This is a genomic window from Pandoraea vervacti (assembly GCF_000934605.2).
In the GTDB taxonomy this organism is placed as follows: domain Bacteria; phylum Pseudomonadota; class Gammaproteobacteria; order Burkholderiales; family Burkholderiaceae; genus Pandoraea; species Pandoraea vervacti.
In genome coordinates, this window is record NZ_CP010897.2 from 2,631,175 (window position 1) to 2,647,060 (window position 15,886).

Sequence of the window (15,886 nt, forward strand, 5' to 3'; positions counted from 1 at the left end):
CCGGCGCCGGCGTCGCCACCGTCACCACCGTCGCCACCGTCACCACCCATCGGCGGCGGATTCTCGGCGGAGTCCATGTCCACGCCTGCCAAGATCATTGCTTTCGGGACGATGGTCGTCGGCATGTTCATCGCGCTGCTGGACATTCAGATCGTATCGGCCTCGCTCCGGGACATCGGCGGCGGGCTGTCTGCGGGAGCCGACGAAACGGCCTGGGTGCAGACAAGTTACCTGATCGCCGAGATCATCGTGATCCCGCTCTCGGGGTGGCTCTCGCGGGTGATGTCGACGCGCTGGGTCTTTGCGGCGTCTGCTGCGGGCTTCACGTTGGCGAGTCTGCTGTGCGGTGCGGCGTGGAACATCCAGAGCATGATCGCGTTTCGCGCATTGCAAGGGTTCCTGGGCGGGTCGATGATCCCGCTGGTGTTCACCACGGCGTTCGCCTTTTTCGGCGGTTCGCAACGGGTCGTGGCCGCAGCGGTGATCGGCGGTCTATCGTCGCTGGCGCCAACGCTGGGCCCGACCATCGGCGGATGGATCACCGATAACTATTCCTGGCACTGGCTGTTCTTCATCAACATCGTGCCGGGCATTTTCGTGACGGTCACCGTGCCGCTGATGGTGCGCATCGACCGTGCGGATGTCTCGTTGCTGCGCGGCGCGGACTATCTCGGCATGGTGCTCATGGCCGTCAGTCTCGGTTGCCTTGAGTACACGCTGGAGGAAGGGCCGCGCTGGGACTGGTTCGGCGACGACACGATTCGCGCCACGGCATGGCTGGCGGGAGTGTGCGGCGTGGCGTTCATCTGGCGCTCGCTCGTATACGCCCAGCCCATCGTCGACCTGAGGGCGCTCAAGCAGCGCAATTTCGCGCTCGGTTGCTTCTTTTCGTTTGCCACGGGGATCGGTATTTTCGCCACGATCTACCTCACGCCGTTGTTCCTCGGCCGGGTGCGAGGATTTTCGGCGTTCGAGATCGGCATGGCGGTCTTCTCGACGGGCATCTTCCAACTGCTGTCGATCCCTCTGTATACGCTGCTCGCCAATCGCGTCGACCTGCGGATATTGATGATGGTCGGCATTGGCGGGTTTGGCTTGTCGATGTGGCAATTCGCCCCGATCACGCACGACTGGGGCACGGCGCAGCTGCTGCTGCCGCAAGCGTTGCGCGGCGCGGCGCAACAGTTCGCGGTCGCGCCTATTGTGACGCTCACACTGGGGAGCCTTCCGCCTGCACGGTTACGTCTGGCATCGGGGTTGTTCAATCTCATGCGAAACCTGGGCGGCGCCATTGGCATTGCCGTGTGTACGACGGTGCTCAACGACCGGACCAACCTGCACTTTTTTCGGCTTGCGGAAACGATGGGGCAGGGTAATCCGGCGGTCGGTCAGTGGCTGGCCGGCGTGGGGGCGCGAATGGGCGCGGCGGGCCTCGATGCGCTCGACGCGCAGGCGGCGGCGCTACGGCAACTCTGGCTCCTGACGTTGCGCGAGGCGCAAACGATCACGTTCGGCGACATCTTCGGCGGCCTGGGCGTGATCTTCCTGTTCGTCACGTTGATGGTGCCGTTGATGCGCAAGGTTGCACCGCCCAAAGCACCGAGCGCGGACGCGCATTGAGGTCGCCGGCAGAAGAATTCACTTCAAGTAAATTACTTTTCGAATATCTCTTAACTGATTGATATTCATCGATATTTGCGATCAGATTTTGTGGGCTAATCGACCGAGGACCGAATAATCGCAGCGCGTCGAGCCTCGGTGGCTTGCTCGACGGTGTCGACGCGCTTATGCTCACTTGCATGGTAATAGGCAGGGCGCGACGCGCACCGGTGTCCGATGCCGTCACTTCCCTGAATGCGAGGAAACCGTATGCACCGAAAAACATTCCGCGATATGCAATGCCCCATTGCCCGAAGCCTTGAACGCGTGGGGGAATGGTGGAGCATTCTGATTCTGCGTGAGGCGGGGTATGGGACGACGCGTTTCGACGATTTCCAGCGTCGTCTGGATATCGCGCCCAATATGCTGACGCGGCGATTGAATGCGCTCGTCGAGGAAGGACTGCTCGAGCGCCGTCAGTATTGCGACCGTCCGCCGCGCTTCGAATATGTGCTAACCGATGCGGGGCGCGATTTCCGTCCGGTATTGTGGGCGCTACTGGCGTGGGGAAACCGGCACTTCGCACCGGAGGGAATTGCGGCTCAACTGGTTGACCGCGAGACGGGCCAGGTCGTCGAGCCGGTGGTGGTCGATGCCGTGACTGGCGCACGTCTCGACCCGAAGCGTCATATCCCGAGCGCCGGGCCGGCGGCCAGCGAAAACATGCGGGCGCGGCTCGCGCGAGCGGCCGAGTTCGTGACGGGCGAGTCGACCCCGGACGTTCCGGCCGCCGACGATGAGGCGACAGCCGTTTCCGACGCGACGGAGGTTAGTCGTTGAGCAGTTCGGCGCCGAGTTGGTCGGCTGCGGCACTTAACCCGTGCAGAATCCGTTCGGCAACCCTCGAAGGGAAATCGGGCGGAAGTCGTGTACTCATCGCATCAACGACCTGAGGTGTCATCTCCACGATTGCCTCGATGAGCGCTTTGCCGGGCTGCCCATCCTCTGTCGTGACGCCGTGACGGGCTGCGAGCGCCAGCCAATGGCGCAAGTGGATGCCGACCATCTTCCAATGGGCATTCTTCCCTCGTACCGCCATTGCCATCGAGATCCGGTTTGCCGGCGTCTGCGACGGGCCGTCACCCAAAATCGGATATGCGGAGAGCACGTCGTAAAACGGCGTGAGTTCGACTTTGCCGCCAGGGCGGATGAAGACGCTGAAGTTCTTTGCATGGCCGTCGGGAGCCCGGAGCATCCAGAAAAGCAATTGGGCCAGAAAGAAATGCCTGCGGTCTCGTGCCGGATCGCGTGAACTCCCAAGCACATCCATGATGGCGTCGATCCCGGGCCCGCCCTCGTTCTCGTACTTCAGGTGCGGGGGTGTTCCCGTTGCCTGACACATGTCTTCCTGTGGGATGCGAAGCAACCACGGGCTGTCATCATGCTCGTTTCGTCCCACCCAACGCCGATCGAAGCGTTCGACGCTCAGCACCTTCATGCCGTCAAACGTCAAGGGTTCGCATGCGGCGACTGGAAGGCCGTACGCTGCGAAAATCTGTGCGCAAAGCCATTCGTTCTCAATGGAATCGCGCCAGTCCATCTTCACATGCCCAATCATCCCGATGGGAAGCTTGAGAATGTGCGTAGTCGGGGTCGCGCGATGGGGCATGCACCATTGACCGCTCCTGACGTGTCTGAGCAGAGCCGTTTTTTCCTGCGCGCCTGCAATGGATATGCGGAAATCGTCTGGCACATCGTCTTGAGGTGAACGTCCTGTCGTCGCGGTGTCAGCGGTGCCGCGCAAAATATCGCCGATCTCCGTGTCGGTGAGTCGGGTGGCGTGGATCGTCTCTATGTCGTCCGGCGCCATGCCGTCCGGGAGTAGCTGAAGTGCGCCGGCGCAATCGCGACCGACCTCGCTCAGCAGCGTGAAAGCATCGGTCGTTGTGAGTTGATACCGACGCGCGACCCTTTCCCGGATGGCCTTGCTGTCTGGCAGCAGGTTTTCGAAATAGGCTTGTACAGTGGCTCCCCGGTGGGGCGCATTTCCAGGAAGAAATCCGAGGGATCTGGAGATTGGACGGCCCTCATTCGAGTCGACCCACGTCTCGGCGTATTGCAGCAAGTCACGGCCATTGGCGCCAATGCTCCACGTCCCGACAAATGCGCCGTTCATCCATAAGCCCAGCCTTTGCGCACGAGCACGTCCGTGTCCTGCCGTCACCATTACCATTCCTTGTCAGTCGAGATTTTGGTCCCTTGGGTCGGGGCAGGTGGGGGCCGCTGCATGGAGGGCTCGTCGGTACGCAGGATCATCTCCACGCCGAGAATGCTCAGTAACTGAAGGAGCCGTTCTGCACTGACCTTGTCTGCGTTGCGCTCCAGCGCGGAGATGGTTTGCTGAGTGACGCCCAGTCGTGTCGCGACTTCCGACTGCTTCAGGCCTGTTTGCTTTCGGAATGCTTGCAGCAACTGCGTAAGGTCCGTCGGCGACCGAACTGCAAAGTTACCCATACAAATCCTGGATTGTTTTTTCGATAAACAAATTCTAGTTTGTTTTTTGCGAAATTCAACTGGATTCGGCAGGTATACACAAATCCTGATTTGTATATAGAAGATACAAATCAGGATTTGTATCGGCCTGGCGCAAGACCCGGCAAGAACCGGTTACGCCATCGCCGGGGCGCCGGAAATGCCCGGCAGTGAAGCGAGCAGACGGGCAAAGGCGTCGCTCGTGAGGGGTTTGCCCAACAGGAAGCCTTGCAACTCATCGCAATCGAGCGTCCGAAGCGCTTCGCGTTGTGAGGGCGTCTCGACGCCCTCGGCCACCACGTCCATGTCAAGCGAATGGGCCAGTGCGATGATCGCGGAGACGACAGCGCTGCCTTCGCGCCCGCAGGTGTCCAGGCCGTTGGTGAAGAATCGGTCCATCTTCAGTTGCTTGACACGGAAGCGCTGCAAATACGCCAGGCTCGAATAGCCCGTGCCAAAGTCGTCGATGGCGACTTCAAAGCCATGGTCCTGGAACGCGCGGATCACGTCGATCGTGTGCTGTGCGTCCGACATCGCCACGGTCTCGGTGATCTCGAACATCAGTCGGGAGCATGCGATACCGGCATCGCGCACGATTTCCAGAATGTTCTCGACCAGCAGCGATTGCGCCATCTGCCGGGGCGAAAGATTGATCGCGACCTTGACCGGCGGCAAGCCCGCGGCGTCCCATTCCCGGATGTGACGGCAAGTCTCCCGAACCACCCAATAACCAATCTGCACGATCTGGCCGGTGCGCTCTGCCACGGGAATGAAATCGACCGGCTGCAACTCGCCGAAGGTCGGGTGCGTGAGGCGCAGCAGCGCTTCGGCGCCGGCGAGCGCCTCCGTATCGCCCCGGTACTTCGGCTGGAAATGCAGCGAGAAGTATTGGTTGCTCTGCGCGTCGTGCAACGCTTGCTGGATCTCCCAGGTGCGCTGGGCCGCAGCATTCATGCGCGGCTCGAAGTAGCGGAAGATGCCGCGTCCGGCACGCTTTGCTTCGTACATGGCGGTATCGGCGTGCTTTAGCAGCAAATCGATGCTGTCGCCATCGTCCGGATACAGTGCCACGCCGATGCTCGGCATCACGTGCAGAGACTGGTCGCCGACCTTGAGGCCGTCGCGCATGTCGTCGAGCAGACGCTGCGCCACGCGGCCGGCGACTTCCGGCGACGACAGGGAGCCGAGCAGCACCACGAACTCGTCGCCGCCGAGACGCGCCACCACATCGTCGCCGTTCACGTTCTTGCGCAAGCGCTTGGCAAACGCGCGCAGGACATCGTCGCCCACGTTGTGGCCCAGCGAATCGTTGATGGTCTTGAAGCCGTCCAGGTCCATGAACAGCACGGCAAACCGTCGCTGGTCACGACGCGAGTTAATCAGCATGCGCGCTGCGGCGTCATGCAACGCGCGACGGTTGGGCAGATCGGTCAGCGCATCGTAGGTCGCCATGCGTGCGATCTGCGAGTTGAGTTGGAGGACCGAACTGGCAAGGAAACTGGTGCGGGCGTCGAGGCGGGAGACGAGCAGGGTGGTCACCAGAATCAGGAACGTAAAGAGGCTCACGGTCGTGACCAGCCACGACGAGCTCACGCCGTTAGCCGCGCCGCAAATGGCCTCTGCCGCGAAGGTCGCCGCCGACATTCCGGTGTAATGCATCGCCGTGATGGCAAGCCCCATCACACCCGCTGCGGCGATGCGCTTGGCCATGACATAACGCAGACTGCCGTCGCGCAACGTCCGCGCGATCCAGAGCGCCGCTGTGGCCGCGGCGATGGCAATGAGGATCGATGCCGTGAAGAGCACCGGGTCATAGCGGATGGCCGGGTCCATTTTCATGGCCGCCATGCCCGAATAGTGCATCGCGGCGATGCCGATACCCAGGGTCACGCCCGCGCCGCCCAGTCGCCACCGCGTGAACCGCTCGCTCGCCACGAGCCAGAGGGCGGCCCATGAGATCGTGATGGCAATGCCGAGCGAGGCCGCCGTGATGGCCGGGTCATAGCCGAGCTGGAGCGTGGCTTTCGAGTCCAGGGGCGACCACGACGGCGAGAGCGACAGGGCAAGCATGCCGATGAAGTGCATTGACCAGATGCCGATGCCCATGGCGGTCGCGCCCACGGCGAGCCACGCGTGACGCATGCCGCGGTGGGTCATGAGATAGATGCGACCTGAAAGGTCGAGCGCCGTAAACGACGCCAGCACGGCAACTGCTAGCGATAGCGCAACGAGCCAACCACTGTACGAACTGGACATATGAAAACCGACCGAAAAGTCCCGCTTAACTGGTTATCGGCACGTGGCGCCGAGAGTTGAGGATTGCGGTGGAATATTTCCAAGAGCCTTGGCAGCGGCAGACGCCCGCGATGTGTCATGTCGCATCATCTCGATGCGATCCGGTCCGACGCGACTCGATCCGCGTCGATGCTCGACAGTGCCGATGCCATAGTGAATAATCCGTCCATACCTGCCCCTTGGCACCGCATTGTGCGGTGAGCGCATACGGCGAATTTGGCGACTTCGACGTCGTATCGCGCTCACGCAATGTGCCAGGTGGCAACCCGTCGGGGGCTACGCAATCAGGCGTGACTTGAGAACACTATCAGGGGGCAGAGTACGGCAGCCCTAGATTTTGCCTGAATTCCGTAGGAATTCCTCTTACTGAGTGCAATCCGGGTGGCCAACTTGCCCGCAGGAGCCGTGATATGCGCATTCGCATGGGGCTGTTGCAAGTGCTGGTGGTGTGTGGAGTGGCCGTGGGGCCGGGGTTTGCGGCAATCTCGGCAGCGTTTGCCCTCGAAGTTTCATCGTCCGGCGCAGTGTCGACGCAAGGCAACAACACGTCGGCCCCTGCCGGACAATCGGCGCCTGACGCCGACGCGTCCGCCAGCGATCCGCGCGATGGCGTGGAGCTTCGCTTCATGGATCGTCCAATCGTGACGTTTCGCGCCGCGCTCGGCGGCGCGAGCCCCGAAGTGCGCGCCGCACGCGCCAAAGCGGTGCTCGACAGCCTGCCGGGCAGCGCCTTCGATGCGCCCGTGGACGTACTGCGTGCGTCGCTTGGCGGCGTCTCGGGCGTGGCGTTTCGGCTTCAGGATCGGATTCTCTTTGCCTTGACGGCCGACGATCTGGCGCAAGGCGATCCACGCACGCTCGACGTCGCGGTCGCCGACGTTCAAAAGCATCTGAAAATCGCTTTTGAGGCGCGTCGCGAGCAGCTTCATTTGCCGACCATTTTGCGCGGCATCGCGCTTGGGGCCCTCGGCGCCGTGGTGCTTGCCCTGCTGGTGATCGCCATTGGTCGTGCGCGATCGCGGCTGGAGTCCCGCTTGCAGACCGCATTCGAGAAGCGCGTCCTGCAACGCACGGCACGCACGTTCGACTGGACCGGGTCGGCCGTCCATCTGGTGCATCAGGTGGTGCAGATCGGCGCGGTCTGCATTTCGCTGGCCTTCGCCTACCTGTATCTGATCTTCGTGCTGATGCAGTTCCCGGCCAGTCAGCCGACGGCCGCCCGTTTGTCCGACTTCCTCTGGTCGCTCGTCGACCGCTTCGGCATCGGCGTGGCTGCCTCGATCCCGGGAATCCTGACGGTCATCGTCATTTTCCTGCTCACACGTGCGCTGCAAAGCCTGATCAATAACGTTTTCGATGCCGTACAGAGCGGACGCCTCGCCATTCCCGGCATGCATCCCGAGACCGCCGGCGCCACACGTCGTCTGGTGTCGGTCGTCGTCTGGGGGCTGGCGCTGACTTTTGCCTATCCCTACATGCCCGGCGCGCAGAGCGACGTCTTCAAGGGGCTGTCGGTGTTGCTGGGGCTGATGGTGACCTTGGGCTCCAGCGGTATCGTCAATCAGCTGATGAGTGGCATGGTGGTGATCTACAGCCGCGCGCTGAAAAAGGGCGATCTGGTGTCGATCGGCGAGGCGACGGGGGTGGTCGTGGGCGTGGATGCGCTATCGGTGAAGCTGGTGAATCTGGCGCAGGAGGAGTTGACGATTCCGAATGCGGTCGTGGTGGCGTCGACCGTGCGTAACTTCACGACGCAGGGACGGGGGCGTGGCGTCGCGATCAGCACGACGCTGACCATCGGCTACGACACGCCGTGGCGACAGGTGCACGCCATGCTGATCGAGGCGGCGGGCCAGACGCCGCAGGTCGCGGCAAATCCCGCGCCGTATGTGCTGCAAAGGGCGCTGTCGGACTTCTACGTCGAGTACGAAATTTTCGCTACCCTGCGAGACCCCTCCACACGATTCGCTGCGATCTCTGCGCTGCACGAGAGCATTCAGGACGTCTTCAACAAGTACGGCGTGCAGATCATGTCGCCGCACTTCGAAGAACAGCCGCATGCGCCGCTCACAATCCGCCCGGAACATTGGTATCCGGCGCCGGCGCGCGCACCCGAGGGCGTGGACGCGTCGCTCACGCCTGCTTCGACATCACAAGAACAAGGAGTCGGCCATGCCCGTGAAGCCCGCTAGGCCCGCCACGCCGTTGATACGAAAGGCCGGTTCGCCGGACGCCGGCGCGTGCGTCTTGTCAGCGCCCGCTGCACCGACGGCGGCGCCGGCGACCGTTGCCTCGCAGCCGAGCGTGCCGACGGTGCCGTTCGAAGCGCGCCTTGCGGCCGGACGCCAGTTGCGCGAAAAAACGCCACGCAGCAGCCATTCGCATCTCGGGAACACGGACCGGGATATCGTGGAATTGCTGCGCACGAGCAGCGAGGGCCGCGTGGCGGCGCTCGTGCCGCTGCGTTACGGGCGCATGCTGGCGTCGCCGTTCGCGTTCTACCGGGGGAGCGCCATCGTCCAGTCGCATGATCTGGCGGGCACCCCGAATTCCGGGCTCACGATGCAGATCTGCGGCGACTGCCATCTGGCGAACTTCGGCGGTTTCGCGACCCCAGAGCGCAAGCTCATCTTCGACCTGAACGATTTCGACGAAACGGCGCCGGGGCCGTGGGAGTGGGATCTGAAGCGCTTGTGCGCCAGTCTGGTGCTGGCCGCGAGGCAGTTTGGTTTCGGCGACACGCTTGGCGTGGAGATGGTGCGCGCTGCCGTCGACACGTATGCGCGACGTCTGGACGAGTATGCGCACATGCCGACCATCGAGCTGTGGCACGAGCAGATTACGTTCGAGCGCATGCTGGAGATGGCGGGTACCGAGCGCGTGCGTGAAGGTGTCAAGCGCGGTATTGCCCGCGCTGCCGGGCGCACCCATGAGAACGTGCTGCCGAAGTTCGCCCAGCAGATCGGCGATCACTGGCAGATTCGGGACACGCCGCCGACCGTGTTTCATGTGCATGGGGCCACGACCCTGTTTGGTCCCGAGGACGACTGGCTCGGCCTGGGGGACTGGCGCACGCTGTTCGCCCCCGTCTACAAGAGTTACACCAGTTCATTGCCCCCCGATCGTGCCCGTATGCTGGAGAGCTATACGCAGCAGGATCTGGCGTTCAAGGTCGTGGGTGTCGGCAGTGTCGGCACGCGTTGCCTTGTGCTGCTGATGATGGATACGCACGAACAACCGCTTTTTCTTCAGTTCAAGGAGGCGTCGAAATCGGTCGTCTCGCGGTTCTTCAAGAACGTGACGCCGAAGCACGACGGGCGTCGCGTGGTCGAGGGGCAGCGTCTGATGCAGGCGGCCTCGGACGCCTTCCTCGGCTGGGGTACCGGACCGTTCGGACGGAGTATCTATGGGCGCCAGTTGCGCGACATGAAAATCTCCGCCCAGTTCGAATTGTTCCGTGCCGATGGCTTTCGCGAGTACGCCAGCCTTTGCGGATGGGTACTCGCCCGCGCACATGCGAAGGCCGGCGGATGTGCGGCGGAACTGGTCGGCTACGTGGGCAAGGGCATTCGTCTGGGTGAGGCTCTCATCCATTACGCGACGGATTACGCCGATCAGGTCGAACGGGACTACGAGGTGTTCCGCAAGGCGTGCCGCGACGGACGCCTCGAGGCCCGGACCGATACCGACATGGCGGCCGATTTCATGGCGTGACGCCGTGTGACATCGCCCAACCGTCGCCCAGCCGTCGCGCAGTCGCGGCGCGACATGGCCGGACGTCTGATCCGGTCATGATCGATACCTTGATGCACCGAGTGCACCGAGAAAGAGGAGAGCGGGGAAGTATGCCGATGCATCGGTTGCGTGCGCGTATGGCGGTGGCGGTGAGTACAGCGGTGCGCTGGGTGTCGCGCACGCCTACGCTGATCGTCTGGAGCGGCGTGGGAATTTCCATACTGGTCATGGCGGTGGCCGTGGCGCTTCTCTACGAAGGGCGGCTACTGGTGCTGGCCCGGGCGGCGGACAACCAGCGCAATATCGCCGAAGTGATGGAGCGCGATCTCGAGCTCAATTTCCGTGTCTATGAAGCATCGCTCGACGCGGTAGTGAAGTTGCTGGCCCGCCCGGATGTCGACGCACTGACACCGGCGTTGCGCCGCGAACTGATCTTCGAGCGGGCAGGCGCGTCGCGCTATATCGGGTCGCTGGTGGTGCTCGATCCGAAGGGCAACATCGTCATCGACGCGGAGAGCGAGGTGCCGCGTCCTTTCAACTTCTCGGATCGCGATTACTTCCAGGTGCATCGCGATGACGCGCATGCCGGTCTTTTCGTCAGCGGCTTCCTGCATTCCCGCCTGCGCGATAACAAGCCGACCATGGTCTTGAGCCGACGCATCACGCGCCCGGACGGGGCCTTTGGCGGTGTGGTGTCGCTTGCCGTCGATACGGAGTACTTCCGCCATCTGTTCGATCACATCGAAGTCGGGCGGGAGGGCGTCATCCTGCTGCTGGGCAAAGACGGCGCCATTCTCATGCGCAAACCGTACGACGAGAGCGTGATCGGCCTCACGATGGCGCAAACCGGCCGTTACGAGGCGTTGCCCCCGGGGCGTGACGATCATCGCATCTATCCCATCCGCTTTCTCGGGCGCGATGGCCTGATGTCGCGCCGGTTCCTGAGCAACGTCCCGCTCACGCTGATCGTCGTGATGTCGAGCGAAGAGACGTTGGCGCCATGGCACAAGCGGGTGATCGAGTTCGGTGGCCTGTTCCTGTTGCTCAACATCGGGTTCGTTGCCACGTCGGCGCTGCTGGCGGCACAGTTGCGGCGGCGCTTGCGCGCGGAGCGCGAACTCAGCTTGCTGGCGCGCACCGACGGTCTCACGGGGCTGTCGAATCGCCGCTCGCTCGACAAGATCCTGGCCAATGAATGGCGGCGCATGCGGCGGGCGGGGCACTCGATGGCAGTGGCTTTCATCGATATCGACTGGTTCAAGCGCTATAACGATACCCACGGGCATCAGGCAGGCGACGCCGCGCTCGCCGCCGTGGCAGGCGCCATCGGGGCGGCGCTGCAACGGCCGTCGGACGCCGCCGGACGTTACGGCGGGGAGGAGTTCATCGCCGTGTTGCCGGACACCGACACGATTGGTGCACAACGGGTGGCCGAGGGGATTCGACTGGCCGTCGATCGGCTCAATCTTGCGCACGCGTCGAGCGATTTTGGGCACGTCACGGTGAGTGTCGGCGTGGCATGCCGCAAGCCGCGTGCGGGAGAGACGGTCGACGCGCTCGTCAAGGCCGCAGACGACGCGCTTTACCGCGCCAAGGCGACTGGCCGCAACCGGGTCATCGTGGCGTCGGAGGACGACGCGCCGCATGCGGAGCACGCCGCACATCGACCGCCCACACCCCCTACGCCACCGGTCTGACGCCGGGGCGCCGATCCTGCGCAGCACAGCATGGCGTAGGAATCGTCTGGTTTGTTCTTCATCCGCCGGGACCGCGACAGCATTGCGGTCCCTTTTTCTTGTTGGTCTCAATCCTCCATCGTCACCTCAAGTATGTTGGATAACCCATTGATATAGCGTGAGATCGTGGTTTCCCGATTTAGGGGTGGAGCGGGACAAGCGTGTTTGACAGCGCCCGCCTACACATCTTTCAGATTCCGCCGATTCGCCGAATGGAACCGGCTCCCTACAATCAATTTCAACAAGTCACGTGCCAGCCTCGACAGCACGGACTGCAGTCAAGGAGTCTGACATGGCGAAGCGTATCCCCCCGTCGCCAAAGCCGCGCCAGATGCGCGAGATGGCCAGTGACGAAAAGCAGCGCGAGCAGGACCAGTGGCAACACCAGCATCACGCATTGACGCATGAAGACGGAGACGCCGAGACGAGCGGTGCGCAACCTGCAGAACCGGACGGTGAAGCGCCACCTCAGTCGCATGAGGCCAGACAGTCCCGGGAGCGCGACGCCCAATCGGCTCACGCCCACGAGCAACGCGATCCGAAGTGGCTGGGCGCTTCCGAGCCCAAGCGTCACGGGTCAAAGGGCGACGTTGAGGGCGAGCGCAACGGCCAGGCAGAAGGAGGGCAAGCGGGCCCTGATGGCCGCGCAAAGGATTCGACAAGTGGTTCGGGCGGTCACGGCTATGCGCCGGAGATTGCTCATGGCGAGGAGAGCGGCTATGGACCTGCGGATGCTGCGCCAGGCGCGCATCCCAGGTTCGGGCGGCAAAGCGCTTACGGGCCGCATGACGATTACGCGGGTACGGGGCGCGACGCCTCCGGGTTTGCGAACGCAAGCGAGCCGGTGAAGAGTCCGTCCGAAGCGCGTCGCGTCGACTGGCCGGAGGGCACGGTCGGTGCGCAGACGATAGTGCATGCGCGCGACTCGTCGCGGTCGGACGCCGCCATCCACGAGGACATCCGCAAGACGTTGTCGAACGCCATCGATCTCGACATCTCTCATGTGGAGGTGACGGTGACCTCGGGGCTGGTGCTGCTCACCGGCTATGTGCCCGAACGCTGGATGCAACACGTCGTGCAGACGGAAGCGGCCAAGGTCGAGGGCGTGCTCGGTGTCGACAACCAGTTGCACGAACGCCGGGTGAAGGCGATGAGCCGTCCCGGCGAGAGCCAGGAAGGCCACAAGATTTAACGTTGTTCCGGCGCGGACGGTCTGTGTCTCGGTCGATGTCGACGGACGCTGCCGGGCCGGTATGGAACCAATACCGAAAGAAGGACACTTCGGCATCTGCGATGCGGCGACGCGTCGGCAGGTGCCGGTCAAGAGGCAAGACCGGGCATCTCCGGGCGAGGGGATGTATCACCTAAGACTCGGTCGTCGCATGGGCGCCGCACGTGAAGTGTGCTGGAGGTGACGCCCCGAGGCAGCAATGCTGGCGATGTGACGGCTAATTTCGGGAGGTCAACAATGAAACAAGCCAATCTGCTCAAGTTCATCATGGCGGGCGCGCTCGCTACCACCGGTATCGCCGCACATGCGCTCGATCAAGGCGGGATCATCAAGATCGCCGACAACGCGAGCGCCAGTAGCGCGATGAACGATACGGGCCGCAAGATCGACGACTCGGCGCTGACCGCCAAGGTCAAGGCCGAACTCCTGGCCAAGAAGGACGTGCCGTCGACCAAGGTGCACGTCAAGACGGTGCGCGGTGTCGTGCATCTGACGGGCTCGGTGCCTGAATCGGCACAAAAGACGCTCATCGAGGATACGGTCAAGGGCGTGGATGGCGTCGTCGACGTCAAGAACGACCTGAAGGTGTCGACCAAGTAACGCCGGACAGCGGTAGACCGTACGCCAGTCGCAGTATTTGCAGGACACGGTGTCGCGTCGCCCAATTGGCGGCGCCGAGCAAGAGACCGCACTCTTTCCATGTCGGCGCGCCAACCCGCCTGAAACGATGTCATGCATTGCCAGCCATCGCGCGGATGGGCGCCTCGACTTCACTTGTGACGGAGGAAGGAATCATGACCATGCAAACCGGCCGGGGCCAGACGCCCCAGACAGGACAATCAGGGGCACGTATCGTGGGCGCTTCGCACAAGCTGCCCGACGGTCCGGGCCCATCGGTGATGGCCGCCGACACGCTCGACGCGGAAGACGTTGTGAATCCCGCAGGCGAGAGCCTCGGCAAGGTCAAGCACATCATGCTCGACGTCCAGCGCGGCACGGTGGCGTATGCCGTGTTGTCGTTCGGGGGATTCCTCGGCATGGGCGACAAACTGTTCGCCATTCCGTGGCATGCGTTGCAACTCGACGTCGAGAACAAGCGCTTCATTCTCGACATCGACAAGGAAGCCCTCAAGAAGGCGCCGGGTTTCGACAAGGACCATTGGCCGAGCATGGCCGACATGCATTGGGCCGAACAGGTGCATACCTATTACACCGTTGATCCTTACTGGCATTAAGCCGGGTGGAGTTGCCCCTGTAACTCAGGACAGGCGGACACTGTTAGGTTGATGACACCGCATTACGCCTGAACTCGCGAGGCGAGCGGTATTTCAAGGCTTTGTGCGGGTGGCGCTCATTGTAGTGTTCAAACGCGATTGCCAGACGCGAGAGCGCTGTTGGTGCGTCAGGCTTGTCCATATAGGCGACGTAATCGTGCTTCATGGTCTTCACGAACGATTCGGCCATGCCATTGCTCTGCGGCGAACGGACCGGCGTGGTCAGCGGCTCAAGACCCAGTTCGCGAGCGAAGCTGCGCGTGCGGTAGTCGATGTAGGCCGAGCCGTTGTCCGTCAGCCATTCGATGGGGTGCGCGGCCTGCGTGGTGCCGAAGCGCTGTTCGACGGCGGCCAGCATCACGTCGCGCACCACATCACCGCTATGCCCGCCGGTCGTTGCGGCCCAGCTAATCGCCTCGCGGTCGCAGCAGTCCAACGCAAACGTCACGCGCAGCGGCGTACCATCGTCGCACCGGAACTCGAAGCCATCGGAGCACCAGCGGGTGTTGCTGCGCTCCACGGCAACGCGACCGTCATGCCGCCGCTTGTCTTGCCGCACGCCGGGGCGGCGCAGCAGCAACTGATGCTCCCGCATGACCCGATACACGCGCTTGACGTTGATGCACGGCGCACCGCTCTGCTCCCGACTGCGGCGCAGCAGCGCCCAGACACGCCGGTAGCCATAGGTAGGAAGGTGCGCCACATGGGCCTGAATCTCCTCGACCAGCCCGGCATCGTTGGTCACGCGGGCACGGCGACCATCGCGCCAGTCGGACGAGCGAGCTCGCTTCACCGCCACGGCAGAGCGCGCCACGCCGAGAACTTCGCAGACCGTCTTCATCGGTCGTCCCCCGGCAGCAAGGGCGAGCGCGCAATCAGGTTTTTTGACCGGCCCCATTCCACGGCTTCTTTCAGGATTTCGACCTCCAACGTCTTCTTCCCGAGTAGCCGTTGCAACTCCTTGATTTCCTTGATGGCGGCGGCTAGCTCAGATGCCGGCACAACGGTTTCACCCGCCTTCACCGCCGCCAGACTGCCTTCCTGGTATTGCTTGCGCCAGCCGAACACCTGGTTGGCATTGACGCCGTGCCGACGTGCAACGGCCGACACCGACGCTCCCGGCTCCAATGTTTCCTGCACGATGGCGATTTTTTCCTGCGCCGTGCGCCGACGACGGCGCTCCGGCTCGGTCAGAATTTCGATGCTTTCCACGTAATGACTAGGCTTACTGATAGGCACAAGACTATCCCTTATTTTAAGAGAGTCCTCGTGTCCTCAGATACGTGGGGCCGCTCCACCGGGGGAGAACTTGTCTATGCCGAGCGAAACCGACATCTGCCGGCCAACGATGCAGGTTCGCCGTCAGCATGCCCATCTGCCCGAGCCATTTGACCCGAACGGGCCGGGCAAGCCGCCGGGGACGCCGCCGCCGAAGTCGCCCCCAGATGAGGACGAACCGACACCGATGCCCCCGCCTGACCGAC

General features: G+C 63.0%; 12 protein-coding genes. 8 read left to right on the plus strand and 4 right to left on the minus strand.

What is annotated here, in order from left to right:
* Positions 1-75 precede the first annotated feature (75 nt).
* Positions 76-1,620 (plus strand): DHA2 family efflux MFS transporter permease subunit, encoded by a 1,545-nt coding sequence (locus tag UC34_RS11755; RefSeq protein ID WP_044458048.1) that lies wholly within the window; start codon positions 76-78, stop codon positions 1,618-1,620.
* A gap of 249 nt (positions 1,621-1,869) precedes the next feature.
* The gene (locus UC34_RS11760) at positions 1,870-2,439 is read left to right on the plus strand and encodes a winged helix-turn-helix transcriptional regulator (protein WP_044455703.1); all 570 of its coding nucleotides are present in this window, start codon (positions 1,870-1,872) and stop codon (positions 2,437-2,439) included.
* Here UC34_RS11760 and UC34_RS11765 read toward each other — a convergent pair.
* From UC34_RS11765 to UC34_RS11775, 3 genes are all read right to left on the minus strand, one after another.
* On the minus strand, positions 2,429-3,775 hold the full coding sequence (locus tag UC34_RS11765; RefSeq protein WP_157123158.1) for a type II toxin-antitoxin system HipA family toxin: 1,347 nt from the start codon (positions 3,773-3,775) through the stop codon (positions 2,429-2,431). The two genes, UC34_RS11760 and UC34_RS11765, sit on opposite strands and share 11 nt — an antisense overlap.
* A 50-nt stretch (positions 3,776-3,825) precedes the next feature.
* Positions 3,826-4,113, minus strand: a complete 288-nt coding sequence (locus UC34_RS11770; protein ID WP_044455705.1) for a helix-turn-helix domain-containing protein — start codon at positions 4,111-4,113, stop codon at positions 3,826-3,828.
* A 153-nt stretch (positions 4,114-4,266) separates the two neighbouring features.
* Positions 4,267-6,387 carry a putative bifunctional diguanylate cyclase/phosphodiesterase gene (locus UC34_RS11775; protein WP_044455706.1) on the minus strand — a complete coding sequence of 707 codons (2,121 nt, stop codon included), beginning with the start codon at positions 6,385-6,387 and terminating at the stop codon, positions 4,267-4,269.
* Positions 6,388-6,836: 449 nt separating this feature from the next.
* On the opposite strand from UC34_RS11775, the gene UC34_RS11780 reads away from it, so the two are divergent.
* The 6 genes from UC34_RS11780 to UC34_RS11805 all read left to right on the plus strand — a co-directional run bounded on the left by UC34_RS11780 (position 6,837) and on the right by UC34_RS11805 (position 14,363).
* Entirely contained in the window at positions 6,837-8,618 is a 1,782-nt protein-coding gene (locus UC34_RS11780) for a mechanosensitive ion channel family protein (RefSeq protein WP_063389830.1), read from the plus strand.
* 112 nt (positions 8,619-8,730) lie between these two features.
* Complete coding sequence (locus UC34_RS11785) at positions 8,731-10,140, plus strand: DUF2252 domain-containing protein (protein WP_044458050.1); 1,410 nt, start codon at positions 8,731-8,733, stop codon at positions 10,138-10,140.
* 131 nt (positions 10,141-10,271) lie between these two features.
* On the plus strand, positions 10,272-11,858 hold the full coding sequence (locus UC34_RS11790) for a diguanylate cyclase (protein WP_052811000.1): 1,587 nt from the start codon (positions 10,272-10,274) through the stop codon (positions 11,856-11,858).
* 331 nt (positions 11,859-12,189) lie between these two features.
* The gene (locus UC34_RS11795; RefSeq protein WP_044455707.1) at positions 12,190-13,089 is read left to right on the plus strand and encodes a BON domain-containing protein; all 900 of its coding nucleotides are present in this window, start codon (positions 12,190-12,192) and stop codon (positions 13,087-13,089) included.
* A gap of 276 nt (positions 13,090-13,365) precedes the next feature.
* Complete coding sequence (locus tag UC34_RS11800) at positions 13,366-13,728, plus strand: BON domain-containing protein (RefSeq protein WP_044455708.1); 363 nt, start codon at positions 13,366-13,368, stop codon at positions 13,726-13,728.
* A 194-nt stretch (positions 13,729-13,922) separates the two neighbouring features.
* Positions 13,923-14,363: a PRC-barrel domain-containing protein gene (locus UC34_RS11805; RefSeq protein ID WP_044455709.1), complete on the plus strand. Its 441-nt coding sequence runs from the start codon at positions 13,923-13,925 to the stop codon at positions 14,361-14,363.
* Positions 14,364-14,406: 43 nt separating this feature from the next.
* On the opposite strand, the gene UC34_RS11810 is transcribed toward UC34_RS11805, so the two are convergent.
* Positions 14,407-15,605 (minus strand): IS3 family transposase gene (locus tag UC34_RS11810; RefSeq protein WP_167370682.1). Its coding sequence is split into 2 segments (ribosomal slippage): positions 14,407-15,290 and positions 15,290-15,605, totalling 1,200 coding nucleotides; the frame shifts between segments, so codons are not numbered across the junction.
* Positions 15,606-15,886 lie beyond the last annotated feature (281 nt).

Coding starts and splice junctions, on each gene's coding strand:
- UC34_RS11755 (WP_044458048.1), top strand. CDS start 76: ATGTCCACGCCTGCCAAGATCATTGCTTTCGGGACGATGGTCGTCGGC.
- UC34_RS11760 (WP_044455703.1), top strand. CDS start 1,870: ATGCACCGAAAAACATTCCGCGATATGCAATGCCCCATTGCCCGAAGC.
- UC34_RS11765 (WP_157123158.1), bottom strand. CDS start 3,775: ATGAACGGCGCATTTGTCGGGACGTGGAGCATTGGCGCCAATGGCCGT.
- UC34_RS11770 (WP_044455705.1), bottom strand. CDS start 4,113: ATGGGTAACTTTGCAGTTCGGTCGCCGACGGACCTTACGCAGTTGCTG.
- UC34_RS11775 (WP_044455706.1), bottom strand. CDS start 6,387: ATGTCCAGTTCGTACAGTGGTTGGCTCGTTGCGCTATCGCTAGCAGTT.
- UC34_RS11780 (WP_063389830.1), top strand. CDS start 6,837: ATGCGCATTCGCATGGGGCTGTTGCAAGTGCTGGTGGTGTGTGGAGTG.
- UC34_RS11790 (WP_052811000.1), top strand. CDS start 10,272: ATGCCGATGCATCGGTTGCGTGCGCGTATGGCGGTGGCGGTGAGTACA.
- UC34_RS11795 (WP_044455707.1), top strand. CDS start 12,190: ATGGCGAAGCGTATCCCCCCGTCGCCAAAGCCGCGCCAGATGCGCGAG.
- UC34_RS11800 (WP_044455708.1), top strand. CDS start 13,366: ATGAAACAAGCCAATCTGCTCAAGTTCATCATGGCGGGCGCGCTCGCT.
- UC34_RS11805 (WP_044455709.1), top strand. CDS start 13,923: ATGACCATGCAAACCGGCCGGGGCCAGACGCCCCAGACAGGACAATCA.